The sequence below is a fragment of the Polaromonas sp. AET17H-212 genome, assembly GCF_002379085.1.
Classification (GTDB): domain Bacteria; phylum Pseudomonadota; class Gammaproteobacteria; order Burkholderiales; family Burkholderiaceae_C; genus Polaromonas.
Map to the genome: position 1 here is coordinate 103,227 of NZ_NBZW01000010.1, position 23,611 is coordinate 126,837.

The window sequence follows — 23,611 nt, forward strand, 5'->3', positions numbered from 1 at the left end:
GGCGACGGTGTCAGGGTCTTGTTGCACTGCGGTAACATAGGCCCACAGCACGCACGGCCGCTGAGCGCGGCGGAATTTCCCCCACGATGAACGCCCCTGACACCCTTCAAGACCTGAACGTTTTCGCTTCCGACGCGACACCCGACGCGGAGCATGGGCAAGCCCGCATTCGCGAGATTCCCTACAACTACACCTCGTTTTCCGACCGCGAAGTCGTGATCCGCCTGCTCGGCGAACGGGCCTGGGACCTGCTGAACCTGCTGCGCGACGAGCGCCGCACCGGCCGGTCGGCGCGCATGTTGTACGAGGTGCTGGGCGATGTCTGGGTGGTGCAGCGCAACCCCTATTTGCAGGACGACCTGCTGGACAACCCCAAGCGCCGCCGGATGCTGGTCGAGGCCCTGCAGCACCGCCTCTTCGAGGTCGAAAAACGCCGCACGCCCGAGGCGGACAGCCAGCGCGACGCCATCGTAGGCGAGCTGCTCGAAACCGCGCGCGCCGCCGTCAACCGTTTTTCCACCTCGTTCGAGGACATGGCCGACCTGCGCCGCCAAACCGCGCGCCGGCTGGGCAAGTTCACGCTCAAGGACAACATCAAGTTCGACGGCCTGTCGCGTGTCTCGCATGTGACCGATGCCACCGACTGGCGCGTCGAATACCCGTTTGTGGTGCTGACACCGGACACCGAAGTCGAGATGGCCGGCCTGGTCAAGGGCTGTATCGAGCTCGGCCTGACCATCATTCCGCGCGGCGGCGGCACCGGCTACACCGGCGGCGCGATTCCGCTGAGCTGGAAGTCGGCCGTCATCAACACCGAAAAACTCGAGGCCATGACCGAGGTTGAGCAGGTGGCGCTGCCCGGGCTGGACCAGCCCGTGGCGACCGTCTGGACCGAAGCCGGCGTGGTCACGCAGCGCGTGGCCGATGCGGCCGAACGCGGTGGTTATGTCTTTGCGGTGGACCCGACCTCGGCCGAAGCCTCCTGCATAGGCGGCAACATCGCCATGAATGCCGGCGGCAAGAAGGCCGTGCTCTGGGGCACGGCGCTGGACAACCTCGCCTCCTGGCGCATGGTCACGCCCGAGGCGCAGTGGCTGGAAGTCACCCGCCTGAACCACAACCTCGGCAAGATCCACGACGCCGAGATGGCCAGCTTCGAGCTGAAATATTTCGAGGCCGACGGCAAGACGCCGGTGCGCACCGAGCGCCTCGACATCCCCGGCAAGACCTTCCGCAAGGAAGGCCTGGGCAAGGACGTGACCGACAAGTTCCTCAGCGGCCTGCCCGGCATCCAGAAAGAAGGCTGCGACGGCCTGATCACCAGCGCGCGCTGGATCGTGCACCGCATGCCGGCGCACACCCGCACCGTCTGCCTGGAGTTTTTCGGCAATGCCAGGGACGCGGTCCCCAGCATCGTCGAGATCAAGGACTTCATGTTCGCCGAGCAAAAGCGCGGCGGCGCCATCCTCGCCGGCCTGGAGCACCTGGACGACCGCTACCTGAAGGCGGTCGGTTACGCGACCAAGTCCAAGACCCACGGCGGCCTGCCCAAGATGGTGCTGTTCGGCGACATCGCCGGCGACGACGCCGACGTGGTGGCGCGCGCGACCTCGGAAGTCGTGCGCATCGCCAATTCGCGCCGCGGCGAGGGTTTTATCGCCATCAGCCCGGACGCGCGCAAGAAATTCTGGCTGGACCGCAAGCGCACCGCCGCCATTTCGCGCCACACCAACGCCTTCAAGATCAACGAAGACGTGGTGATTCCGCTGCCGCGCATGGCCGAATACACCGACGGCATCGAGCGCATCAACATCGAGCTGAGCCTGGCCAACAAGGTCCGGCTGTGCGACGCGCTGGAGGCCTTTTTCCTCAAGGGCAAGCTGCCGCTGGGCAAGTCGGACGACGCCGGCGAGATCCCCTCGGCCGAGCTGCTGGAGGACCGCGTTGGCCAGGCCGTGGCGCTGATTGCCGAGGTGCGCGCATTGTGGTCGGGCTGGCTGCGCGATGTGGACACGCTGTTCCCGCAGCTGCAGGACCATTCGCTACGCGCCAGCTGGAAAACCCAGCTGCGCGCGCCCCTGCAAACGATTTTTTCGGGCGCCGCTTTTGCGCCCATCCTGGCGGAGTGCAGCGCCATCCACAAACAGGTGCTCAAGGGCCGCGTCTGGGCCGCCCTGCACATGCATGCCGGTGACGGCAATGTGCACACCAACCTGCCGGTCAACAGCGACGACTACGAGATGCTGCAGACCGCGCACCATGCGGTGGCGCGCATCATGGTGCTGGCGCGTTCGCTGGACGGCGTGATCTCCGGTGAACACGGCATTGGCATCACCAAGCTGGAGTTCCTGACCGACGCCGAGCTCCAGCCTTTTGCCGATTACAAGACCCGGGTCGATCCCGAAGGGCGCTTCAACAAGGGCAAGCTGCTACGAAATCAGGAGCTGATTGCGCCCGTGGCTACTGCGCAAAAGACCAAAAATACTGATGATTCTGCGCCGGAGAGCCTGTTGGCCGACCTGACCAACGCCTACACGCCCAGCTTCGGCCTGATGGGCCACGAGTCGCTGATCATGCAGCAGTCCGACATCGGTGCGATCGCCGACAGTGTCAAGGACTGCCTGCGCTGCGGCAAGTGCAAACCGGTCTGCGCCACCCATGTGCCGCGCGCCAACCTGCTGTACAGCCCGCGCAACAAGATCCTGGCGACCTCGCTGCTGGTTGAGGCCTTTCTCTACGAAGAGCAGACGCGGCGCGGCATCAGCATCAAGCACTGGGAAGAGTTCGAGGACGTGGCCGACCACTGCACGGTCTGCCACAAGTGCCTGAGCCCGTGCCCGGTGGACATCGACTTCGGCGAGGTGTCCATGAACATGCGCAACCTGCTGCGCAAGATGGGGCAGAAGTCCTTCCGTCCCGGCAATGCCGCCGCCATGTTTTTCCTCAACGCCACCAGCCCGCAGACCATCAAGTTCATGCGCAGCGCGATGGTGGACGTCGGCTTCAAGGCCCAGCGCGTGGCCAACGAGCTGCTCAAGCGCCTGGCGCGCAAACAGACGGCCCGACCACGGGCGACCGTCGGCCCGGCGCCGGTCAAGGAACAGGTGATCCACTTCATCAACAAGAAGATGCCGGGCGGCCTGCCCAAGAAAACCGCACGCGCGCTGCTGGACATCGAGGACAAGGACTACGTCCCCATCATCCGCGATCCGAAAACCACCACGGCCGAAACCGAGGCGGTGTTTTATTTCCCCGGTTGCGGTTCGGAACGCCTGTTTTCGCAGGTGGGCCTCGCGACCCAGGCCATGCTCTGGCATGCCGGCGTGCAGACCGTGCTGCCGCCCGGTTACCTGTGCTGCGGTTACCCGCAGCGGGGCAGCGGCCAGTTCGACAAGGCCGAGAAAATCATCACCGACAACCGGGTGCTGTTCCACCGCGTGGCCAACACACTGAACTACCTCGACATCAAGACCGTGGTTGTGAGCTGCGGCACCTGCTACGACCAGCTGCAGGGTTATGAGTTCGACAAGATATTCCCGGGCTGCCGCATCATCGACATCCACGAGTACCTGCTGGAAAAGGGCATTACCCTGAGGACGGATCAGCCGGGCCAGGGTTACCTGTACCACGACCCCTGCCACAGCCCGATGAAGCTGCAGGAGCCGATGAAAACCGTCAAGGCGCTGCTCGGCGACCAGGTGCTCAAGTCCGAGCGCTGCTGCGGCGAGTCCGGCACGCTGGGCGTGACGCGCCCCGACATCTCTACCCAGATCCGCTTTCGCAAGGAAGAAGAGCTGCGCAGGGACGAAGCCAAACTGCGTGCCAGCGGTGCCGTGGCCGACGCCGGGAACGTCAAGATCCTGACCAGCTGCCCGAGCTGCCTGCAGGGGTTGACCCGCTACGGCGACGACCTGCAAAACGGCTTGCTCGAGGCCGACTACATTGTGGTGGAAATGGCCAACCAGATCCTCGGCAAGCAATGGCTGCCCGGCTATGTCGAGGCGGCCAACAACGGCGGCATCGAGCGCGTGCTGGTCTGATTCACCGAAGGAGACATTCATGGCAGGCCTGACCCCCGACACCCCCACCCCGACCGCGCTGACCGTGCACGCCCAGTCGCGGGTGCTCGAGATCGCCTTTTCGGACGGCACCGCGTTCAGGATTCCGTTCGAACTGATGCGTGTTTATTCGCCCTCGGCCGAAGTCCAGGGCCACGGCCCTGGCCAGGAAGTGCTGCAGACCGGCAAACGCGAGGTCACGGTGGTCGAACTCGAACCCATCGGCAACTATGCGGTCAAGCCGGTGTTTTCGGACGGCCACGAGAGCGGCATTTTTTCCTGGGACTACCTTTATTTCCTGGGCTCGGAGCAGGCGCGTTTGTGGACCGATTACCTGCAGCGCCTGGAGGCAGCCGGCATGCAGCGCGATGCGCCCATGGTGGCGGCGGGCGGCCATGCCTGTGGCAGCCATTGATGGTTGACGCGGGCAAACCCTCATTCGCTATCGTTTTCATAGCTGCTGGCGTCCGGCGTTGGCGCGCAGCTGTTGTTTTTCAACATAAATCCGCGGCAATGCCCCAATCAGGGGCAGGGTTGTCGCTTGCATTGCCGGCATTCACCCCTAGCATTGACTTATGAGCAGTACCCATTTCGGATTTGAGTCGGTTGACGAAAAGGACAAGGCACGCCGTGTGCGTGGCGTGTTCGATTCCGTGGCGCCGAAATACGACGTGATGAACGACCTGATGTCCATGGGGCTGCACCGGGTCTGGAAGGCCTACACCGTGATGGTGGCCGATGTCCGGGAGGGCCAGTATGTGCTGGACATCGCCGGCGGCACCGGCGACCTGGCCCTGGCGTTCGCTCCCAAGGTCGGCAGCACCGGCTGCGTGGTGCACACCGACATCAATGAAGCCATGCTGCGCGAAGGCCGCAACCGCATGCTCGACGCCGGCAAGGTCTTGCCGACCACCGTCTGTGATGCCGAGCACCTGCCGTTTCCCGATGCCCGTTTCGATCTGGTGACGGTGGCCTTCGGTTTGCGCAACATGACGCACAAGGACGAGGCGCTCAGGGAGATGAACCGCGTGCTCAAGCCGGGCGGCAAGCTGCTGGTGCTGGAATTCTCCAAAATTGCCAAGCCGCTGGAAAAAGCCTACGACTGGTATTCCTTCAAGGTCTTGCCCCGTCTGGGCAAGCTGGTGGCCAACGACGACTCGAGTTACCGCTATCTGGCGGAGTCCATCCGCATGCATCCCAGCCAGGAAGAGCTAAAGGCCCTGATGCATAAAGGTGGTTTCGGCCATGTGGACTATCACAACCTCACCGGCGGGGTAGTGGCATTGCATGTTGGAATCAAGTGTTGAGATATTTCCTGAGACATTTAATTAGAGGAGACGGTATGAAACTTTGGTCTGCGATTCTGGCGGCTGTCCTGGCCACCACCATGCTGCTGGCGTACGCGCCAGCGGAAGCCAAACGCATGGGCGGCGGCGGCTCCGTCGGACGGCAATCGTCCAACGTGACGCAGCGCCAGGCGACACCGCCGGCCGCGCCGGCCAACACCGGGGCCGCTGCAGCAGCGCCCAAGAAGCCTTGGGGCGCGATGCTGGGCGGGCTGGCCGCGGGTCTGGGTCTGGCCTGGCTGGCTTCCTCGCTCGGTCTGGGCGGCGCTTTTGGGCAGATCATCATGTTTGCCTTGCTCGCCATGCTGGTGATGGTGGCCGTCGGCTTCATCATGCGCAGGCTCAAGGCCAACAACGGCCAGGGCGCGACGCCTTACGCCATGCAGGGGGCGGGCAACGCCACCACACCGCGCAACTACAGTCCCGAAAATGTCGGCAACGACGCGTCAGCCCGGCCTTGGGAGCGTGGCAGCATGGCGTTTGAGGCCAACAAGGCCGGCGCGGGCGCCGCTGCCGGCGGATCGATGATCGGCTCCTCCCTTGGCGGGTCGCAGTCTTGGGGTGTGCCGGCCGGCTTTGATGCCGAAGGTTTTCTCAAGGCCTGCAAGGCCAACTTCGTGACCCTGCAGGACGCCTGGGACCGCTCCGATGTCAACAGCCTGCGCGCCATGATGACCGACGAGATGCTCGAGCAGATCAAGGCGCAACTGGCCGACCGTGAATCGCACACCGGTGGCGTGACCAACAAGACCGACGTGGTCATGCTCGATGCGCAGCTGCTGGGCATTGAAGAGCTCAGCGATGTCTACATGGCCAGCGTGGAGTTCTCCGGCATGATCCGGGAAGACGCTTCGGCAGGCCCGAGTCCATTCCGCGAAGTCTGGAACATGACCAAGCCGCGCAACGGTGGTGGCTGGCTGGTCGCCGGCGTGCAGGCATTGCAATAGCCCCACGTTCGCGCGTTGCGCCTGCGGACCGACGAAGCCGGATCCGCGGCCCCTGCTGAATTAAAGCCCCTTCAATCGTTTGGTCGATGGAGGGGCTTTCTTCAATCTGCTGCAAAATCGGGGACGTATGAATAACACGTCCCCTTTTTCTTTTCTGCAGTCCCTGGCCACCCGTTTTCAGCCCCCTGCCTGGGCGGTTGATGAAGGGCAGCAGAAGCTGGTCCTGTTGCTCAACCATGTCCTGATGCAGGAAAAGGAGGCGCAAAACCGCCTTCTGCGCAAAAAGGGCAGCGTGGTCCATGTCCGCTGGGGTGCGTTTGCGCTGGATTTGCTGATCACCCCCGCGGGACTCGTGGACCGTGCGCCGGCCGCGGCCAGGCCGGATTTGTTGCTGGCGGTGGCGACAGAGTCCCCGGGCGTGGTGCTGCAGTCGGTGCTGGCAGGCAAAGCGCCGCCGGTCAAGATCGAGGGCGATGTCCAGCTTGCCGCCGAACTCGGCTGGCTGGCGGACAACCTGCGCTGGGATGTGGAGGAAGACCTGTCGCGCCTGATCGGCGATGTGCCGGCCCATACGCTGGGCAGCGCGGCGCGCCAGGGCCTGGCGGGCTTGCGGCAGTTTCTGGCCCAGGCACCGCGGCCGTCTTCGTCCGCTTCACCGGTGCAGCCCGGTGTGCCGCCGGTGACGGAGCCTCCGAAGGCTTCCGCATGAGCCGCCTGTTCAGGGGCGTTTTCATTGTCTGGACGGTGCTGCGCTTCGGCCTCGACGAGCTGGTGCTTTCCAGTTTCAGCAGGCCCTGGGTCAGGAGACTGACGCGTATTGTGTCGCTGGGCCGGAACCTGAAAGCGCCCCGCGGCGAGCGCCTGCGCGAAGCCCTGGAAAGCCTGGGACCGATTTTTGTCAAGTTCGGCCAGGTCATGTCGACCCGCCGCGACCTGCTGCCGCTGGACATCGCCAACGAACTGGCCCGGCTGCAGGACCGGGTCCCGCCGTTCGACTCGGATGTGGCCATTGCCATCATTGAAAAGGCCTTCGGCCGGCCGATCGGCCAGATCTTTGCGACCTTCGAGCGCCAGCCCGTGGCCAGCGCCTCGATTGCGCAGGTTCACTTCGCCACGTTGCCCGGTGGCCGTGAGGTGGCGGTCAAGGTGCTGCGTCCCAACATGCTGCCCGCGATCGAAAAAGACCTGGCGCTGATGCACATGATGGCCGGCTGGGTCGAAGGCCTGTCGGCCGACGGCAAGCGCCTGAAGCCGCGTGAAGTGGTCGGCGAGTTCGACAAGTACCTGCATGACGAGCTCGACCTGCTGCGCGAAGCCGCCAATGCGGCCCAGCTGCGCCGCAACATGCAGGACCTGAACCTGGTGCTGATTCCGGAGATGGTCTGGGATTTCTGCATGCCCGACGTGATGGTGATGCAGCGCATGGACGGCGTGCCCATCAGCCAGGTGCAGCGCCTGCGGGACGCCGGCGTGGACATGAAAAAACTGGCGCGCGACGGCGTCACCATCTTTTTCACCCAGGTCTTCCGCGACGGTTTTTTTCATGCCGACATGCATCCCGGCAACATCCAGGTCAGCCTGGATCCCGCGACCTTTGGCCGCTACATCTCGCTGGACTTCGGCATCGTCGGCACGCTCACCGAGGTCGACAAGGAATACCTGGCGCAGAATTTCAGCGCCTTTTTCCAGCGTGACTACAAACGGGTGGCCGAGCTGCACATCGAGTCGGGCTGGGTGCCGCCGCAGACGCGGGTCGATGAACTGGAGTCGGCCATACGCGCCTGCTGCGAACCTTACTTCGACCGGCCGCTCAAGGAAATATCGCTGGGCATGGTGCTGATGCGCCTGTTCCAGACCTCGCGCCGTTTCCATGTGGAAATCCAGCCGCAGCTGGTGCTGCTGCAGAAAACCCTGCTCAACATCGAGGGCCTGGGTCGGGAACTCGACCCCGAGCTGGACCTGTGGAGCACGGCCAAGCCCTTTCTGGAGACCTGGATGCTGGAGCAGGTTGGTCCGGAAAAACTGCTGGAGCAACTCAAGGCCGAGGCGCCGACCTACGCCAAGCTGCTGCCCGGCCTGCCGCGCCTGTTGCAGCAGTACCTCAAGGGCCAGAGCGGCGGAAACCGCCAGGAGCTTCAGGCCCTGTTGCAGGAGCAGCGGCGCACCAACAAACTGCTGCAAAGCCTGATTTATGGTGGTCTGGGTTTTGCGCTGGGCCTGCTGGCCATGCAAATTCTGCTGAGAATCCGGGTTTTTTGAGCCGGAAAATCTGGTGATAATCACGCATTCCTGAGGAGATCGCCGTGCTCTTGACCCTGGTTTTTGTCTATCTTCTGATCACCATCATCATCGGCCTGTACGCCGCCCGGCGCGTTAAAAACACCGCCGACTACGCGATCGCGGGGCGCAATCTGCCGCTGATCATGATTGTGACAACGACGTTTGCGACCTGGTTCGGCTCGGAAACCGTGCTCGGCATTCCGGCGAAGTTCGTCAGCAGCGGCCTCAACGGCGTGGTGGAAGACCCGTTTGGCGCCGGCACCTGTCTGATTCTGGTGGGCCTGTTTTTTGCGGGCAAGCTCTACAAGATGTCCTTGCTGACCATCAGCGACTACTACCGCGAGCGTTACGGTCGCAGCATTGAAGTGGTGTGCTCCATCATCATCATGATCAGCTACCTCGGCTGGGTGGCGGCCCAGATCACGGCGCTCGGCCTGGTGTTCAACCTCCTGTCGGGTGGCGCCATCAGCACGACGGCCGGCATGATCATCGGCACGGCCTCGGTGCTCGCCTACACCCTGTTCGGCGGCATGTGGTCGGTCGCGGTGACCGACTTCATCCAGATGATTGTGCTGGTCGCCGGCCTGGCCGTGCTGGCCGTTTTTGCCGGCAACCTGGCCGGCGGCGCGGACAAGGTCGTGGCCCTGGCCACCAGCCAGGACCTGTTCCGGTTCTGGCCGGAACCGAACTTCAGGGACATGGTGTTTTTCTTTGCCGCAGCCATCACGATGATGTTTGGCTCGATTCCGCAGCAGGACGTGTTCCAGCGCGTGATGTCGGCGAACAGCCAGAGCGCGGCGACCAAGGGGCCGGTCATTGGCGGCATTTTCTACATCCTGTTTGCCTTTGTCCCGATGTTTCTGGTGGCCAGCGCGCTGATCATCATGCCCGAGCAGACGGCCCTGCTGCTCAAGGAAGACCCGCAGAAAATCCTGCCGACGCTGGTGCTCGAAAAAATGCCTTTCATCATGCAGGTGCTGTTTTTTGGCGCCTTGCTGTCGGCCATCAAGTCCACCGCGTCGGCGACCCTGCTGGCGCCCAGCGTGACCTTTGTGGAGAACATCTGGCGCCAGTTCAAACCGCGCATGAGCGACAAACGTGAACTCAAACTGATGCGGACCACCGTGCTGGTCTTCAGCGCCCTGGTGCTGAGCTACGCCATCTTCATGCAGGGCACCTCGATTTACGACATGGTGTCGGGCGCCTACCAGGTGCCCCTGGTCGGCGCTTTTGTCCCGCTGGTGTTTGGGCTGTACTGGAAAAAGGCCAGCACCCAGGGTGCCATTTTCTCGGTGGTCTGCGGCATCGCGACCTGGCTGCTGTTCACCTTCAGCACCCTGGGGGCGCAATTCCCCGCCCAACTGGCGGGTGTCCTGGCCGCCACGCTGGGCATGCTGGTGGGGTCGCTGACGCCGCAAACCATCGAGAACAGCCGCGGCAGCCACCACCGGCTGTCCACCGAAAGCTGACCGGCGTCATCAGGGGCGGGAGCGCCAGATGCTCACCCGGGCGGGTTTCTGAAGCTTGGGGCGGCAGGACCCGCGCCGCAGCCATGGAGAGGGTCCGGCATCGGGCGAATCCGGGGGCCTGCTCCAGAAATTTGCAGCGCCTATAATTGAAGGTTTTGCATCCTGAGGGTCACTTCGGGACTGCACCCCCTCTGACAAAACCTCTAGAACCATGCCAATCTACGCTTACAAATGCGAGTCCTGCGGGCATACCAAGGACGTTTTGCAAAAAATGTCCGATGCCCCGCTGACCGACTGCCCCCAGTGCGGCGCGCCCGCGTTCAAGAAGCAGCTCACCGCGGCCGGCTTCCAGCTCAAGGGTTCGGGCTGGTACGTGACTGATTTTCGTGGTGGCGGCGGTGCTACCGCGGTTCCGCCCGTCAGCGGCGGCGAAGCCCCGGCTGCTGCTGCAGCAGACAGCAAGCCCGCCGAGCCGGCAGGGAAAACTGCTCCGGCCCCTGCTGCTGCCCCCGCTCCCGCGCCGGCCTCTTCCGGCCCTGCCAAGGCGAGCTGATGGGCCCGATACGCCGATGGTTGCTGGCCGGGTTGCTGGTCCTGGTGCCGCTGGCGGTCACGGTCTGGCTGCTCAACTGGATCATCGGCACGCTGGACCAGACGCTGCAAATTCTTCCGGCGGACTGGCATCCGGACAAGCTGCTGGGTTTTCACCTCCCGGGTTTTGGCGTTCTGCTGGCGCTGGCCATCGTGCTGTCGATAGGCGCTTTCGCCAGCAACTTCTTCGGAAGAATACTGGTCAGCTGGTGGGATGCCCTGCTCAGCCGCATTCCCATCGTCCGGTCGATTTATTCCAGCGTCAAGCAGGTTTCCGACACCCTGTTCTCGGAAAACGGCAATGCATTTCGCAAGGCCTTGCTGGTGCAGTGGCCGCGCGAAGGCGTCTGGACCATCGCGTTCCAGACCGGCATGCCGGGCGGCGATGTGGCCAACCACCTGCGAGGTGACTACCTGAGCGTGTATGTTCCGACGACACCCAATCCCACCGGCGGCTATTTCATCATGCTGCCCAAGGCCGACTGCATTGAACTCCAAATGAGTGTGGATGAAGCCTTGACCTATGTGATTTCCATGGGTGTGGTGGTGCCCGGCAGCGCCGCCAGCTACAAGCCCAAGTAAACCAGTACCAGCCCCTCGGCTCTCTAGCAAAGCGATTTATCTATGACTTCCCAAATGCGTTCCCACTATTGCGGTCTGGTGACCGAAGCCCTGATGGGGCAGACTGTGAGCCTGTGCGGCTGGGTCAATCGCCGGCGCGACCACGGCGGCGTGATTTTCATCGACCTGCGCGACCGCGAGGGTTATGTGCAGGTGGTGTGTGACCCCGACCGTGCCGACATGTTCAAGACGGCCGAAGGTGTGCGCAATGAGTTCTGCGTGCAGATCAAGGGCCTGGTGCGGGCGCGCCCCGAGGGCACCGTCAATGACGCGCTGAAAAGCGGCAAGATCGAAATCCTGTGCCACGAGCTGACCGTGCTCAACCCCAGCGTGACGCCGCCGTTCCAGCTCGACGACGACAACCTGTCGGAGACCACCCGCCTGACGCACCGCGTGCTGGACCTGCGCCGCCCCTATATGCAGAACAACCTGATGCTGCGTTACCGCGTGGCGATGGAAACGCGCAAGTTCCTCGACGCCAACGGTTTCATCGACATCGAAACGCCGATGCTGACCAAGAGCACGCCGGAAGGCGCGCGCGACTACCTGGTGCCCAGCCGCGTCAACGAAGGCATGTTTTTTGCGCTGCCGCAAAGCCCGCAGCTGTTCAAGCAGCTGCTGATGGTGGCCGGCTTTGACCGCTACTACCAGATCACCAAGTGTTTCCGCGACGAAGACCTGCGCGCCGACCGCCAGCCCGAATTCACGCAGATCGATATCGAGACGTCCTTCATGGGCGAGCAGGACATCCGCGACATGTTCCAGGGCATGATCAGCAACATCTTCAAGACCGTGCTGGCCACCGACTTGGGCGAATTCCCGGTCATGGCCTATGCCGACGCCATGCACCGCTTCGGCTCCGACAAGCCCGACCTGCGCGTCAACCTGGAGTTCACCGAGCTGACCGATGTGATGGCCGATGTCGACTTCAAGGTCTTCAGCGCGCCGGCCACGACCGTGGGCGGCCGCGTGGTGGCCCTGCGCGTGCCGGGCGGCTCCGAGATGAGCCGCGGCGAGATCGACGGCTACACCGAGTTCGTCAAGATCTACGGCGCCAAGGGCCTGGCCTGGATCAAGGTCAACGACATCACCAAAGGCCGTGACGGTCTGCAAAGCCCCATCGTCAAGAACATCCACGACGCGGCGGTGGCCGAGATCCTCAAGCGCACCGGTGCGCAGAACGGTGACATCCTTTTCTTCGGTGCCGACAAGGCCAAGGTGGTCAACGACAGCATAGGCGCCTTGCGCCTGAAGGTCGGCCTGAGCGCCTTCGGCAAGAAGACCGGCATCTTCACGGCCGGCTGGAAGCCGCTGTGGGTGGTGGACTTTCCGATGTTCGAATTCGACGAGGAAGGCCAGCGCTGGAGCGCCGTGCACCACCCCTTCACGGCGCCCAAGGACGGCCATGAAGACTGGATGGACACCGATCCCGGAAAATGTATCGCCAAGGCCTACGACATGGTGCTCAATGGCTGGGAGCTCGGCGGCGGCTCGGTGCGTATCCACCGCGCCGAGGTGCAGAGCAAGGTCTTCAATGCGCTGAAAATCGGGCCCGAGGAAGCGCAGGAGAAGTTCGGCTTCCTGCTCGACGCGCTGCAGTACGGCGCGCCGCCGCACGGTGGCCTGGCCTTCGGCCTGGACCGCATCGTGACCATGATGACGGGCGCCGAGTCCATCCGCGACGTGATTGCCTTCCCCAAGACCCAGCGCGCGCAGTGCCTGCTCACGCACGCACCCAGCCCGGTCGACGAAAAGCAGCTGCGCGAGCTGCACATCCGCCTGCGCAACCCCCAGCCGGTCTGATGCCGGTGCAGCGGCGTGCTGCGATATTGATAGCTGCTGGCGCCCGGGTTTATTGGGCTGGAGGGTGTTTGTCTTGTAAAAAGAGGCAATTCGCACGGTGCGCGGCGGGAGCCGCTCAGCTTCCGCGCATCGCTGCCTGTCCGGACGGAAGAGGACCGAGGCCATGACTTCCTTCAAGATTCCCGAGTCGGTGCTGGTCGTCATTCACACGCCGGCGCTGGAGGTGCTGCTGATCGAGCGTGCCGACCAGCCCGGGTTCTGGCAAAGTGTCACCGGCTCCCTGGACGCGCCGGATGAGCCCCTGGCGCAGACCGCCGCGCGCGAAGTGCTGGAGGAAACCGGCATTTCAGCGCGACCGGAAGATTTTCGGGACTGGGCGCTGGCCAATGTCTATGAGATCTACCCGGTCTGGCGCCATCGCTACGCGCCTGGCGTGACGCACAACACCGAACATGTCTTCAGCCTGTGTGTACCGCCGGACACGGCCGTCACGCTCAGCCCCCGCGAACACAGCGCCTGGCAGTGGCTGCCCTACCGGGAAGCGGCGGACCGGTGCTTTTCCCCCTCGAATGCCGAGGCCGTGCTGATGCTGCCACAATTTGCGGGGTAAAAGGCTGTTGCCTGCCCGGCACGGCATCGCTGTGGCGCCGTCCGGCATGGTCCGTCTCCTGCACAAGCCCTGAACCCATGCCCACACTCCACAACCAGGATCCGCGCGCCTTGCAATTGCTGCAGGGCGGGCAGGCGCTGTTCCCGGCGCTGGTGCAGGCGATCGACACGGCCGCGGCCTGGGTGCAGCTGGAGACCTATATCTTCGACGTCCACGGGCAGGGTGCGGACGTCGCCGAGGCCCTGGTCCAGGCGGCGCGCCGCGGTGTGCTGGTTCAGGTGCTGGTCGACGGCATAGGCACCGACCGCCTCTCCCCTGAATGGCAGGAGAAGTTCGACCAGGCCGGGGTACAGTGGCGCTTCTACGCGCCGCTGGGCCGCGGCCGGTTTGCCGCGCTGGGGCTGCTGGTCCCCGAACGCTGGCGCCGCCTGCACCGCAAGCTGTGTGTGGTCGACGAACACCTCGTGTTTTGCGGCGGCATCAATATCCTGGACGATTTTTACGACCCCAACCATGGGCCGCTGACGGAACCGCGTTTCGACTTTGCCGTGGCCGTCACCGGGCCGCTGGCGGCGGAAGCCTCCGACGCCATGGCGCTGCTCTGGTGGCGTGTGGAGGCCGGCTACAGTGCGCGCCAGCGCCACCTGCTCGCCGCCTGGGAGGCTGTCAAGGTGGCCGGTTACGGTGGCCGGTCCACCGGGCTGGGTCCCGGCGCCTCGCCTCGCGCGACGCGTGGGCGCAGCAACACCGCGGGCCTGCTGCTGCGTGACAACCTGCTCAATCGCCGCATCATCGAACGCGCCTACCGCAAGGCCATCGGCAAGGCGCGGAACGAAATCATCATTGCCAATGCCTATTTTGTACCGGGCGGAAAGTTGCGCCGGGCCCTGATTCGGGCTTCCAGGCGCGGCGTCAAGGTCAGCCTGCTGCTGCAGGGCCGGTACGAATACTTCATGCAATACCATGCGGCGCGGCCGGTGTACGGCGCACTGCTTGCCGCGGGCGTGGAGATCCATGAATACGGTGCCGGTTTCCTGCACGCCAAGGTGGCGGTGATCGACGGACGCTGGGCCACCGTCGGTTCGTCCAACCTCGATCCCCTGAGCCTGCTGCTGGCGCGCGAGGCCAACGTGGTGGTGCAGGACCCCGGCTTTGCGCAGGCCTTGCGTGAGCGCCTGGTGCTGGCCATGACCACCAGCGGCGTGCGGCTGGATCCCGACATCTACAGCCGCCGGCCCTGGCGCCAGCGGGTGCTGGACTACATCGCCTACGCCCTGATGCGCCTGGCCCTGCTGATTGCTGGCCAGCGTTATTGAGCCCCGTGCCGATTCCCTGCAGACGGGGTTCGTCCCCGGCAGGCACTGAAAGTGCTCCTTAATTCATAGCTGTAATCGCACGTGTGTAAAGGGATTGAGGCCTAAAACCCTTGTAAAAAAGGGTCATGGCTGTTTTGAGGCAGACTGGTAACATCTGACCATGCTTATGAAATCCAATACGCCTGATTCCCCCGCCCTTCTTGACGAAGGCATGCCGGTTTCCGTCAAGATCCGCGAACGCCTCGCCCTGGCGAAAAAACGCTTCCATGCCAACGACAACATTGCCGCCTTCATCGAGCCGGGCGAACTGGAGAAGCTGCTGGACGAGGTGGAAGGCAAGATGCAGGGCGTGCTGGACAGCCTGGTGATCGACACCGTCGGTGACCACAACACCAACAACACCGCGCGCCGCGTGGCCAAGATGTACCTCAACGAGGTGTTCAAGGGCCGTTATGTGGACGGCCCCACCGTCACCGAATTTCCCAATGCCGAGCACCTCAACGAGCTGATCATTGTGGGCCCGATCACGGTGCGCAGTGCCTGCTCGCACCATTTCTGCCCGGTGATCGGCCAGCTCTGGATAGGCGTGATGCCCAACGAACACACCAATGTCATCGGTCTGTCCAAATACGCGCGCCTGGCGGAGTGGATCATGGGTCGACCGCAGATCCAGGAAGAAGCGGTGGTGCAGCTGGCCGACCTGATCCAGGAAAAAACACGACCCGACGGCCTGGCCATCGTCATGGAGGCCAGCCACTACTGCATGGGCTGGCGCGGTGTGAAGGACCTGGACAGCAAGATGATCAACTCCGTCATGCGCGGGGTGTTCCTCAAGGACCCGAACCTGCGCCGTGAATTTTTGTCGCTCATCCCGAAAAAGAGCAACAGCTAAGGACACACGATGTTGGTACGCCTTCTTTACGCCAGCCGCTCGGTCAACCCCGGCTCCAGCGACCTCACCGAATCCATCCTGGCGCAGTCGCGCAGCCACAACCCGGCCATGGGCATCACCGGCATCCTCTGTTATGGCGGCGGCATTTTCCTGCAGGCCCTCGAAGGTGGGCGCATGCCGGTCAACGACCTCTACGGCCACATTCAGCGGGACCCGCGCCACAAGGACGTGGTGCTGCTGCATTACGAGGAAATCTCTGAGCGGCATTTTGGCGGCTGGACCATGGGCCAGGTCAATGTCGAGCGCATCAACGCCTCCATCCTGCTCAAATACTCCGAGAAGGCCGAACTCGACCCTTACGCGGTGTCGGGCACGGTCTCGCTGGCCTTGCTGGAAGACCTGATGGCCACCGCTTCCATCTGCGGCAAGGTCTGAGTCCTCCTGGCCAGGAGGCAACGCGGGGCGCACGGCGTGCGTGCGCGCTGCCCGCCGCTTGCACCATGCCGCTGTCCGCTTTTGTCCGCGTCCTGCTTGCCGGCCTGATGGCTGCGGGCGTGACCGCGCTGGCCCTGGGCTGAACGGAACCGACCCATGCCTCACACCCTGCCTTTGCTGGTCGGCTGCGATTTCTCCAGCAGTCCGACGCGCCGCAAGCCCATCGTCCTGGCCAGTGGCTCACTGTCCGGCGGGCGGGTGTTGCTGGCTGGCCTGGCGCACATCGCGTCGCTGGAAGCCTTCGGCGACTGGCTGAGCCAGCCACGTGCGTGGCTGGGCGCTTTTGACTTCCCGTTCGGCCTGCCGCGCGAGCTGGTCGAGCAGCTCGGCTGGCCGGGCAGCTGGACGGCGCTGATGGCCCACTACGCCAGCCTCAGCCGGGAAGAGATCCGGCAGACGTTTGCGGCCTTCTGCGCGGCGCGCCCGGTGGGCGGCAAGTTTGCGCACCGCGCCACGGACATACCGGCCGGCTCCAGCCCGTCGATGAAATGGATCAATCCGCCGGTGGCGTTCATGCTGCACGCCGGGGTGCCGCGGCTGCTGGCAGCCGGTGTTCACCTGCCGGGCCTGCAGGAGGGCGACCTGTCGCGCGTTGCGCTTGAAGCCTACCCGGGGCTGCTCGCGCGCGAGGTGCTGGGCCGGCGCTCCTACAAAAGTGACGACCGGCTCAAGCAGACGCCGGACCGGCTGATTGCGCGCAAGGACCTGATCACCGCGCTGGAGATGGGCCAGACCCGGCTCGGCCTGCGCCTGAAGCTCAGCCATGCGCAGCGCGACACCCTGGTCGACGACGCCAGCGGCGACAGCCTGGATGCGGCGCTCTGCCTGATGCAGGCCGCATGGGCCCAGGCACAACAGGCGCAGGGCGCAGCGAATTACGGGCTGCCCAGCGATGTCGACCCGCTCGAGGGCTGGATCGTTACTGCATGACCATGACCGTATTCAAAATTGCTATGTTTTTGATAGCTTTCAGCGTCCATTCCGCATGGGCAGAAGGCATGAAAGTCACATATGTCACCGACGGAGACACGTTGTGGGTCCAGCCCGCCGGAGGCGGCAGGCCGGTCAAGCTGCGCCTGGCCGGCATCGATGCGCCCGAGATCTGCCAGGCCGGCGGCCGTGCCGCGCGTGTCGCCCTGGCCAGCCGCGTCGCGCGCCGCACGGTGGTCGTGGCGACGCAGCGTCATGACGACTACGGACGCGCCGTGGCCACCGTGCATCTGGATGGCGAAGACATGGCTGGCTGGATGGTCGCGCAAGGCCATGCCTGGTCATACCGGTATGGGCGTGAGGGCGGGCCCTACCTGCGCTTGCAGGCGCAGGCCCGATCGGCGCAGCGTGGGCTGTTTGCCGATCCACAGGCGCTGCCGCCCCGCCTTTTCCGCAAGCGGCACGGCTCCTGCCACCCTGGAGGCGACGGGGCGCGCAGGGGATAGCCTGCCGTCCTACAGAAAATTCCGCAGGCGCTGACGGGCTGCCCAAACCGGCCTGCCTACAGTGGGGTGTGCTCGCCAGCCAGGCGGGCCGCATCCCATTTTCAAAGGAAGAAACACCATGAACAAGCATCAAGTCGAAGGCCGTGTGGACCAGGCTGCGGGCAAAGCCAAGGAAGTGGCTGGCCGCGTGGTTGGCAATGAAAAGCTGGAGGCTGAGGGACTGGCGGACCAGGCCAAGGGCAAAACCCAGGCGGGTTACGGCGACGCCAAGGAAAACGTCAAGGACAGCGCCAAAAAACTGATCGACAAGATCTGAGCGCACTGGTTCCGAATCTCATCTCAACACAGGAGAGCCATCATGAAATCGACCCCTCTTCAAGCGCGGCGGCCACTTCTGGCGCTGGCGTGCTCCGCTGCCGTCCTGCTGGCACTGACGGCGTGCAAGAAAGCGGATGACGGCAAGACCGTCGGCCAGTCGATCGATTCCGGCATTGCCAAAACCGAGAAGGCTGCCAAGGATGCCGGCAATACCATGAAGGAAGCGTCCAAGGACGCGCAAGCCACAGGCAGCCAGGCCAGCACCACCCTGGGTGAAAAAATAGACGACGTCACCATCACGGCAACCGTTTCCACCGGGCTGGCCAAGGACCCGGATCTGAGCGCGATCAAGATCAACGTCGACACCAAGGATGGCGTGGTCACCCTGAACGGCCCGGCACCCAGCGCGGCGGCGAAAGACAAGGCCACCGACATCGCCAAGCAGGTCAAGGGCGTGACATCGGTGAATAACCAGCTGGTGGTCAAACCCGGTTAATTCATTCTTTTTTGGTCGATTCGGTCACTGGCACGCCTTCGGATGGCGGCCAGTGACTTTTTTTTTGAGCACGGGCCGGGGACTCCTGGGCACTGGGCGCGGGGCGCATGGTGTGGGACCTCATGCCTTCAGATCGGTTCGTCCGCAGGCCGCCGCATCACACGCTGACCCGCCAAAAGCAAAGCGGGGTCCGGTTGCAGACAACCGGACCCCGCTTGACGGGCTGGCAGGGCCAGCCCGTGTCACCCCCTCGGGGCTAGTTCAAGGACGAACGACGATGTCGTTGCGAACAGCACGGACGTTCTTGGTGTCGCGTGCAATGGCTTCAGCCTGGGCTTTTTCGGCAGCCGATTTGGCAAAGCCGGACAGCTGCACCGTGCCATTCAGCGTTTCCACACTGATGGCGGTGGCGGCAACCGTCTTGTCGGCCGCAAACTTGGCCTTGACGGCCGTGGTGATGGCGGCGTCGTCGATATAGGCGCCAGCACTTTCCTGGCCGCGGGTCACGGCGCAACCAGCGCTGATGATGGTGATGCCAGCCAGGGCGGCGAATGCAATTGCGCGAGCGTATTTCATGGGTTTTCCTTGAAGTTTATAAATATGTTTTGGTGCGGAGAGTTGAGAAGCTGGCCGACAGACGGCACCACGCCAGTCGGTTTGCGAATGGAATTCATCGAAAGCGGTCGTTCCGGGTGCCGGAAGCCAGCAGGGAACTGGCCAGGCCGGCGACCTCGGATGACTTCAGCGCCGCGAAAACGAGGCCAGTCAGCGATATCAGGCGCCAGGGCCGGAGAAACACGGCCGCCGCGCCCAGGCCCGCAGAAATGGCCAGCAGCTTCACGGGCTGCTCCTGGGCAAAACGCTGCATCCTCGGCTTGGCAAAATCCAGGGCCAGGCTGGCCGGGTGGCCTTGCCACCAGGACATGACCGTCTGTTTGACGAGTGACCAGGTGCTGGCCGACGCGTCAATCTCGTTGGGGCTACCGCCGTGCTCAACCGCCTTGGCAGTGTCATGCCCCATCTGGCGAACAATCGCCTGCCGGCTGTTGTCCAGGCGTTGGCGGGGAGAAAGCGCGGTGTTGTCGTTCATCATCGGGATCAGGCTGCTGCGCGCAATGCCTGCGCATCGCGGTCCAGCTGGGCCTTGAGTTCTTCAAAACGGGTAGCGGCCAGCGGCTGCCGCGCCTTGCCGAAGGCGACCAGCAGCAGCAGCAACATGACCGCAGGAATGGCCACCAGCACCCAGTGAAACTGGTTCAGCAAAATACCGAGCATCAGGGCCACACCGGCCAGCGTCAAAAACACGCCGGCACACAGCATGACCAAGCCCCACGCCAGTCCGCGCTGCAGCAGCTCCGACCCGGCTTCCGACGCTTCCTCGTGGACCAGGGCGCCGTAGGCCGACAGGTGATCGACCACCAGGTCGGGGCGTCTGACGAGAATGGAAAACAGCGGGTGCAGCATGGGCGCTCGGTAATTGGGCAAAGGAAGCGAAACGGCGGAAATCAGCGCTTGTCGCGCTGCACGGTCGAGGCCACCAGCAAGGCCACGGCTGCGCCGACTGCGGCGGCGATCAGGATGGACTTCACGGGCTCATTGGACACATAACGCGTCGTCGCGTCTGCGTAGCGGTGCATGGAGCGCTGCGCCCGGTCGCTGGCCTCCGAGGCCATGTCCAGGCTCTGGCGCGCCAGCTTCTGCGCCTGGGTGGCCAGCTTGTCGACCAGTGGGTCGATGCTGCCGCGCAAATGGCGCACCTTGTCCTCGGCGCGGTCCAGGGTGTCGTTGGCCAGGCTGCGGGTGCTGTCCATGGCCCTCTCTGCACCGGTCAGCATCTGCTCGGACAGATGACGCGTACCCGACAGGGTGTCTTGGTCAGGGGAATGGCTGGAGAGTGGGTTTTTCATGGGGTCCTTGGGAAATGGAAGGAAAAGGCAGGCGCCAGCGCGATATGCGCGGGAACCGGAGGATGGCGGGGTGTCACTTTCTTTTCATCAGGCCGACCACGAAGCTGATCACAGCCATGATGGCAAAGATGAAAAAGAGGATCTTGGCAATTTCGACGGCGCCAGCGGCAATGCCCCCGAAACCGAACACGGCTGCAATCAGGGCGATCACGAGGAAAACAACGGAATAGTGCAGCATGTCGATCTCCTTGCAGGGGGTGCCCCTTGATATGTGTGGCGCTCCCAGTTGAAACACCTGCAGCAAGGTTAAACGTCGCAGTTCCGCGTGTTCATCGGTGAGTGCCGGCTGCCCATGTCGGTTGGCATGAACACGCTGTGTAGGACGCAGCCGATAGGCGCTTGCTGCACCGACGGCCGCGTTGGATCCAGTGGCCGGCGCTGCGCCGGTGTTCGCCCCGGCCCGGCTGGCGGGAGCACCTGCGCTTAAAGCGTTTTGGGCAACACGGCGGAGATACGGGTGCCCTGACCGGGACTGGAGACCACGGTCAGGCGACCGCCGGCCGCTTCGACCCGGTGGCGCATGCCGGCCAGTCCGTGGCTCGATCCCTTGATCTGCGTGGTGTCGAAGCCGGTGCCGTCGTCCCGGACCTCGACCGTGATGTAGCCGTCAAAATCATGCAGGCTGATTTCTGCCTGTTTCGCTTCGGCGTATTTGCCCATGTTGGTCAGCGACTCCTGCACCAGCCGGTAGACCGTGAGCTGTGCCGAGCCGCCGAGCTCCACCGTCTCCAGGTCGGTGATGATGCTCAGGCCGGACCGGTCTTCGAATTCGCGCGCCAAAATCTCGAGGGACGCGACCAGCCCCAGGTGCGACAGCGACGAGGGCCGCAAGTCCTCCACAATGCGGCGCTTGAGCGCAATGCCGCTGTTGAGCGTTTCGATCAGGTGCTGCATGCGTTCTGCGGCTTCCGGCGAAATGACGCCGAGCCGCGACTTGATGCGCGCCACATCAAGCTTGGCCGCCGTCAGCAGGGCACCGAGTTCGTCGTGCAGCTCACGGGCCAGGTGGCCGCGCTCATCTTCCCGCACCTGCTGCAGATGGGTGGCCAGCTCGGCCAGGGTGGCCGTGCGGTCGCGCACTTCCTTGTCCAGCTGGTCGCGTTCGCGCTGCAGGGCTTCCTGTTCACGCTTGCCGGCATCCAGCAGGGCCCGGGTTTGCCGCAGATACATGTAAAACGCCAGCAGGCCGGCCAGCGCCATCAGGGCGATGCCGATACGCGACAACTGCAGCGACTGGGTGATCTGGGCCTGGGCCGTGCGCATCTTGCTGTTGCTGGCGTGGACCAGCTTGGTGATCTGGCTGCGGATGGCGTTCATCTGGTCCATGCCCACATCGGTGGTCAGCACAAACTTCCAGGCTTCTTCATTGCCCTGCTTGCGCATGCGTACGCTCAGGTCCATCTCCGCCAGCTTGCGCGATACGCTGCGCGACAGCAGTGTGAACTCCGCCAGCTCCGCCGGGTAGGGGGTGTAGTGCCGGCGCAGGGTGTCCAGGGTCTGGTTGAGGTCGGCGGTTGCCGCGTCGTAAGGTTCCAGGTATTTGGGGTCCCCGGTCAGCAGATAGCCGCGCTGACCGGTCTCGGCATCCAGCATTTGCTGCAATAGGATGTTGACGGCGCCGCGCGTGGCCTGCGACTCCTCAATGCGGGTAACGGCCTCGGTGGACAGCCGAAAACCCGCCTCGTTGATGAAAATCAGAACGAGCGCTGCCAGCACCGCCAGCGGCAGGCTGATTGCCATTTTGGGGATTGCAAACCATCTCATCCTGATCTCCGTTCGGCATGGATCAATAATTCGTGAATAATCGCTACTGAAGACAGAAGCCCGTAATTGCGCGAGGCCGTGTTGCTGCATTGTGCCGTTTGGCGATGCCAGCCTAACCAAGAGGATATGAAATGATCAAAATTGGAATTGTGGATGACCATGCCATCGTGCGCTCCGGGCTCAAGCAGTTCTTCTCGGATCAGGTCGACTTAAGGGTCGTGGGTGAGGCCGCCAGTGGCCGCGAGGCCATTGACCTGGTGCGAAATGTCGAACTGGACATTCTGGTCATGGACCTGTCCATGCCCGGCCAGAGCGGCATTGATGCCCTGGCCATGATCCGCGCCAAGGCGCCCGATGTCGGCATCCTGATTCTCAGCGGGTATCCGGAAGAACACTATGCGGTCAACCTGATTCGCCAGGGCGCCAGCGGCTACCTGAACAAGGAGTGTGATCCGATGGAGATCGTCAATGCGATCCGCGTCATCTCGCTCGGAAAACGCTACATCACGCCGGCAGTGGCCGAGTTGCTCGCGCAGCAGCTGAACCGGAAAAACGACGCCACGCCGCACGAGCAGCTCTCCGAACGCGAGTTCCAGGTGTTTCTCAAGCTCGCCAAGGGCGAAACCGCGGGCGACATTGCCAAGGCGCTGTCCTTGAGTGTCAAAACGGTCAGCACCTACCGGACCCGCGTGATGGAAAAAATGAGCCTGGCGTCCAACAGCGACCTGACGTATTACGCGCTCAAGAACAAGCTGATTGACTGAAGCCCTGCCGCCTGCCCTATCTATTTCTGGGGCTGGCTGGCATTGATGGACCGACACTGCTCGATGCAGTAGTCGACCAGCGCGTCTATCTCGTTGGATTTGTCGAAGACCGCGTCCACGCCGAGCTGGGCGCAGCGCTTGCGGATGTCGGCGGTCGCGTAATTGCTCAGCACGATTACTTTTTGATGCACCTGGCGGTTGCGGCAGGCTTCCAGAACGCCCAGTCCGCTCCCCTGTTTGAGAAACAGGTCCACGATCGCCAAGTCCCATTGCCGACCGTTCGCCAGCAGCCAGGCCTTGCCTTCATTTTCTGTCTCCGCCGTGCCGACTGCGTCAATACCGGCCAGTTCCTCCAACGTAGCCAGGAGATTGTCGCGGATGGTGGCGTTGTCTTCGACGATATAAGTTTTTAGTCCCACTGAGCTTCAATCCCGGTCT

General features: G+C 63.5%; 26 protein-coding genes. 19 read left to right on the forward strand and 7 right to left on the reverse strand.

Annotated features, from left to right (window positions below; all coding sequences use genetic code 11):
- The first annotated feature begins 86 nt into the window (after positions 1–86).
- The 18 genes from B7G53_RS10220 to B7G53_RS10305 all read left to right on the forward strand — a co-directional run bounded on the left by B7G53_RS10220 (position 87) and on the right by B7G53_RS10305 (position 18,678).
- Positions 87–4,040 carry a DUF3683 domain-containing protein gene (locus tag B7G53_RS10220; RefSeq protein ID WP_255249962.1) on the forward strand — a complete coding sequence of 1,318 codons (3,954 nt, stop codon included), beginning with the start codon at positions 87–89 and terminating at the stop codon, positions 4,038–4,040.
- Positions 4,041–4,059: 19 nt separating this feature from the next.
- Positions 4,060–4,473 (forward strand): gamma-butyrobetaine hydroxylase-like domain-containing protein, encoded by a 414-nt coding sequence (locus tag B7G53_RS10225; protein WP_096667216.1) that lies wholly within the window; start codon positions 4,060–4,062, stop codon positions 4,471–4,473.
- Between the two features lie 160 nt (positions 4,474–4,633).
- Positions 4,634–5,365: a bifunctional demethylmenaquinone methyltransferase/2-methoxy-6-polyprenyl-1,4-benzoquinol methylase UbiE gene (ubiE, locus tag B7G53_RS10230; RefSeq protein WP_096667218.1), complete on the forward strand. Its 732-nt coding sequence runs from the start codon at positions 4,634–4,636 to the stop codon at positions 5,363–5,365.
- Positions 5,366–5,400: 35 nt separating this feature from the next.
- Positions 5,401–6,351 (forward strand): Tim44 domain-containing protein, encoded by a 951-nt coding sequence (locus tag B7G53_RS10235; protein ID WP_096667220.1) that lies wholly within the window; start codon positions 5,401–5,403, stop codon positions 6,349–6,351.
- Positions 6,352–6,478: 127 nt separating this feature from the next.
- Positions 6,479–7,060 (forward strand): hypothetical protein, encoded by a 582-nt coding sequence (locus tag B7G53_RS10240; protein ID WP_096667222.1) that lies wholly within the window; start codon positions 6,479–6,481, stop codon positions 7,058–7,060.
- Positions 7,057–8,610 (forward strand): ubiquinone biosynthesis regulatory protein kinase UbiB, encoded by a 1,554-nt coding sequence (gene ubiB / locus B7G53_RS10245; RefSeq protein WP_096667224.1) that lies wholly within the window; start codon positions 7,057–7,059, stop codon positions 8,608–8,610. Before B7G53_RS10240 ends, ubiB begins: the two co-directional genes overlap by 4 nt.
- Positions 8,611–8,654: 44 nt before the next feature.
- Positions 8,655–10,100: a sodium:solute symporter family protein gene (locus B7G53_RS10250; RefSeq protein ID WP_096667225.1), complete on the forward strand. Its 1,446-nt coding sequence runs from the start codon at positions 8,655–8,657 to the stop codon at positions 10,098–10,100.
- Positions 10,101–10,311: 211 nt separating this feature from the next.
- Complete coding sequence (locus B7G53_RS10255) at positions 10,312–10,653, forward strand: FmdB family zinc ribbon protein (protein ID WP_096667227.1); 342 nt, start codon at positions 10,312–10,314, stop codon at positions 10,651–10,653.
- Complete coding sequence (locus tag B7G53_RS10260; protein WP_096667229.1) at positions 10,653–11,273, forward strand: DUF502 domain-containing protein; 621 nt, start codon at positions 10,653–10,655, stop codon at positions 11,271–11,273. Before B7G53_RS10255 ends, B7G53_RS10260 begins: the two co-directional genes overlap by 1 nt.
- A 54-nt stretch (positions 11,274–11,327) precedes the next feature.
- Positions 11,328–13,115 carry an aspartate--tRNA ligase gene (gene aspS / locus B7G53_RS10265; RefSeq protein ID WP_255249963.1) on the forward strand — a complete coding sequence of 596 codons (1,788 nt, stop codon included), beginning with the start codon at positions 11,328–11,330 and terminating at the stop codon, positions 13,113–13,115.
- Between the two features lie 163 nt (positions 13,116–13,278).
- On the forward strand, positions 13,279–13,725 hold the full coding sequence (nudB, locus tag B7G53_RS10270) for a dihydroneopterin triphosphate diphosphatase (RefSeq protein ID WP_096667233.1): 447 nt from the start codon (positions 13,279–13,281) through the stop codon (positions 13,723–13,725).
- 77 nt (positions 13,726–13,802) lie between these two features.
- A complete protein-coding gene (gene clsB / locus B7G53_RS10275; RefSeq protein WP_096667235.1) occupies positions 13,803–15,041 on the forward strand; it encodes a cardiolipin synthase ClsB in 1,239 nt (412 codons plus the stop codon).
- A gap of 160 nt (positions 15,042–15,201) precedes the next feature.
- A complete protein-coding gene (gene folE, locus B7G53_RS10280; protein ID WP_096667237.1) occupies positions 15,202–15,933 on the forward strand; it encodes a GTP cyclohydrolase I in 732 nt (243 codons plus the stop codon).
- A gap of 9 nt (positions 15,934–15,942) precedes the next feature.
- A complete protein-coding gene (locus B7G53_RS10285) occupies positions 15,943–16,368 on the forward strand; it encodes a BLUF domain-containing protein (protein ID WP_096667239.1) in 426 nt (141 codons plus the stop codon).
- 156 nt (positions 16,369–16,524) lie between these two features.
- Positions 16,525–17,358, forward strand: a complete 834-nt coding sequence (locus B7G53_RS10290; RefSeq protein WP_096667240.1) for a DUF429 domain-containing protein — start codon at positions 16,525–16,527, stop codon at positions 17,356–17,358.
- Positions 17,359–17,426: 68 nt separating this feature from the next.
- Positions 17,427–17,864: a thermonuclease family protein gene (locus tag B7G53_RS10295; protein ID WP_176491329.1), complete on the forward strand. Its 438-nt coding sequence runs from the start codon at positions 17,427–17,429 to the stop codon at positions 17,862–17,864.
- Between the two features lie 118 nt (positions 17,865–17,982).
- The gene (locus B7G53_RS10300) at positions 17,983–18,180 is read left to right on the forward strand and encodes a CsbD family protein (RefSeq protein ID WP_096667245.1); all 198 of its coding nucleotides are present in this window, start codon (positions 17,983–17,985) and stop codon (positions 18,178–18,180) included.
- 42 nt (positions 18,181–18,222) lie between these two features.
- Positions 18,223–18,678, forward strand: coding sequence for a BON domain-containing protein (locus B7G53_RS10305; RefSeq protein ID WP_096667246.1), 456 nt, complete (start codon positions 18,223–18,225; stop codon positions 18,676–18,678).
- A gap of 261 nt (positions 18,679–18,939) precedes the next feature.
- Here the strand turns inward: B7G53_RS10305 and B7G53_RS10310 are convergent, their stop codons facing one another.
- The 6 genes from B7G53_RS10310 to B7G53_RS10335 form a co-directional block, all read right to left on the reverse strand.
- Positions 18,940–19,254, reverse strand: coding sequence for a BON domain-containing protein (locus B7G53_RS10310; protein WP_096667249.1), 315 nt, complete (start codon positions 19,252–19,254; stop codon positions 18,940–18,942).
- A gap of 94 nt (positions 19,255–19,348) precedes the next feature.
- Positions 19,349–19,768 (reverse strand): hypothetical protein, encoded by a 420-nt coding sequence (locus tag B7G53_RS10315; RefSeq protein WP_141396318.1) that lies wholly within the window; start codon positions 19,766–19,768, stop codon positions 19,349–19,351.
- Between the two features lie 8 nt (positions 19,769–19,776).
- Complete coding sequence (locus tag B7G53_RS10320; protein WP_096667254.1) at positions 19,777–20,142, reverse strand: hypothetical protein; 366 nt, start codon at positions 20,140–20,142, stop codon at positions 19,777–19,779.
- Between the two features lie 41 nt (positions 20,143–20,183).
- A complete protein-coding gene (locus B7G53_RS10325) occupies positions 20,184–20,585 on the reverse strand; it encodes a hypothetical protein (RefSeq protein ID WP_255249964.1) in 402 nt (133 codons plus the stop codon).
- Positions 20,586–20,658: 73 nt separating this feature from the next.
- Positions 20,659–20,823 carry a DUF1328 domain-containing protein gene (locus B7G53_RS10330; protein ID WP_096667256.1) on the reverse strand — a complete coding sequence of 55 codons (165 nt, stop codon included), beginning with the start codon at positions 20,821–20,823 and terminating at the stop codon, positions 20,659–20,661.
- 245 nt (positions 20,824–21,068) lie between these two features.
- Positions 21,069–22,385 (reverse strand): sensor histidine kinase, encoded by a 1,317-nt coding sequence (locus tag B7G53_RS10335; RefSeq protein WP_255249965.1) that lies wholly within the window; start codon positions 22,383–22,385, stop codon positions 21,069–21,071.
- Positions 22,386–22,540: 155 nt separating this feature from the next.
- On the opposite strand from B7G53_RS10335, the gene B7G53_RS10340 reads away from it, so the two are divergent.
- Entirely contained in the window at positions 22,541–23,173 is a 633-nt protein-coding gene (locus B7G53_RS10340) for a response regulator (RefSeq protein WP_077593954.1), read from the forward strand.
- A 20-nt stretch (positions 23,174–23,193) separates the two neighbouring features.
- Here B7G53_RS10340 and B7G53_RS10345 read toward each other — a convergent pair whose 3' ends face one another.
- Positions 23,194–23,592: a response regulator transcription factor gene (locus B7G53_RS10345; RefSeq protein ID WP_096667259.1), complete on the reverse strand. Its 399-nt coding sequence runs from the start codon at positions 23,590–23,592 to the stop codon at positions 23,194–23,196.
- Positions 23,593–23,611: the final 19 nt, after the last annotated feature.

What these genes read in the sequence shown, in the direction of transcription:
- B7G53_RS10220 (WP_255249962.1), top strand. Translation starts at nt 87, where the DNA reads ATGAACGCCCCTGACACCCTTCAAGACCTGAACGTTTTCGCTTCCGAC.
- B7G53_RS10225 (WP_096667216.1), top strand. Translation starts at nt 4,060, where the DNA reads ATGGCAGGCCTGACCCCCGACACCCCCACCCCGACCGCGCTGACCGTG.
- ubiE (WP_096667218.1), top strand. Translation starts at nt 4,634, where the DNA reads ATGAGCAGTACCCATTTCGGATTTGAGTCGGTTGACGAAAAGGACAAG.
- B7G53_RS10235 (WP_096667220.1), top strand. Translation starts at nt 5,401, where the DNA reads ATGAAACTTTGGTCTGCGATTCTGGCGGCTGTCCTGGCCACCACCATG.
- B7G53_RS10240 (WP_096667222.1), top strand. Translation starts at nt 6,479, where the DNA reads ATGAATAACACGTCCCCTTTTTCTTTTCTGCAGTCCCTGGCCACCCGT.
- ubiB (WP_096667224.1), top strand. Translation starts at nt 7,057, where the DNA reads ATGAGCCGCCTGTTCAGGGGCGTTTTCATTGTCTGGACGGTGCTGCGC.
- B7G53_RS10255 (WP_096667227.1), top strand. Translation starts at nt 10,312, where the DNA reads ATGCCAATCTACGCTTACAAATGCGAGTCCTGCGGGCATACCAAGGAC.
- B7G53_RS10260 (WP_096667229.1), top strand. Translation starts at nt 10,653, where the DNA reads ATGGGCCCGATACGCCGATGGTTGCTGGCCGGGTTGCTGGTCCTGGTG.
- aspS (WP_255249963.1), top strand. Translation starts at nt 11,328, where the DNA reads ATGCGTTCCCACTATTGCGGTCTGGTGACCGAAGCCCTGATGGGGCAG.
- nudB (WP_096667233.1), top strand. Translation starts at nt 13,279, where the DNA reads ATGACTTCCTTCAAGATTCCCGAGTCGGTGCTGGTCGTCATTCACACG.
- clsB (WP_096667235.1), top strand. Translation starts at nt 13,803, where the DNA reads ATGCCCACACTCCACAACCAGGATCCGCGCGCCTTGCAATTGCTGCAG.
- folE (WP_096667237.1), top strand. Translation starts at nt 15,202, where the DNA reads ATGCTTATGAAATCCAATACGCCTGATTCCCCCGCCCTTCTTGACGAA.
- B7G53_RS10285 (WP_096667239.1), top strand. Translation starts at nt 15,943, where the DNA reads ATGTTGGTACGCCTTCTTTACGCCAGCCGCTCGGTCAACCCCGGCTCC.
- B7G53_RS10290 (WP_096667240.1), top strand. Translation starts at nt 16,525, where the DNA reads ATGCCTCACACCCTGCCTTTGCTGGTCGGCTGCGATTTCTCCAGCAGT.
- B7G53_RS10295 (WP_176491329.1), top strand. Translation starts at nt 17,427, where the DNA reads ATGAAAGTCACATATGTCACCGACGGAGACACGTTGTGGGTCCAGCCC.
- B7G53_RS10300 (WP_096667245.1), top strand. Translation starts at nt 17,983, where the DNA reads ATGAACAAGCATCAAGTCGAAGGCCGTGTGGACCAGGCTGCGGGCAAA.
- B7G53_RS10305 (WP_096667246.1), top strand. Translation starts at nt 18,223, where the DNA reads ATGAAATCGACCCCTCTTCAAGCGCGGCGGCCACTTCTGGCGCTGGCG.
- B7G53_RS10310 (WP_096667249.1), bottom strand. Translation starts at nt 19,254, where the DNA reads ATGAAATACGCTCGCGCAATTGCATTCGCCGCCCTGGCTGGCATCACC.
- B7G53_RS10315 (WP_141396318.1), bottom strand. Translation starts at nt 19,768, where the DNA reads ATGAACGACAACACCGCGCTTTCTCCCCGCCAACGCCTGGACAACAGC.
- B7G53_RS10320 (WP_096667254.1), bottom strand. Translation starts at nt 20,142, where the DNA reads ATGCTGCACCCGCTGTTTTCCATTCTCGTCAGACGCCCCGACCTGGTG.
- B7G53_RS10325 (WP_255249964.1), bottom strand. Translation starts at nt 20,585, where the DNA reads ATGAAAAACCCACTCTCCAGCCATTCCCCTGACCAAGACACCCTGTCG.
- B7G53_RS10330 (WP_096667256.1), bottom strand. Translation starts at nt 20,823, where the DNA reads ATGCTGCACTATTCCGTTGTTTTCCTCGTGATCGCCCTGATTGCAGCC.
- B7G53_RS10335 (WP_255249965.1), bottom strand. Translation starts at nt 22,385, where the DNA reads ATGGCAATCAGCCTGCCGCTGGCGGTGCTGGCAGCGCTCGTTCTGATT.
- B7G53_RS10340 (WP_077593954.1), top strand. Translation starts at nt 22,541, where the DNA reads ATGATCAAAATTGGAATTGTGGATGACCATGCCATCGTGCGCTCCGGG.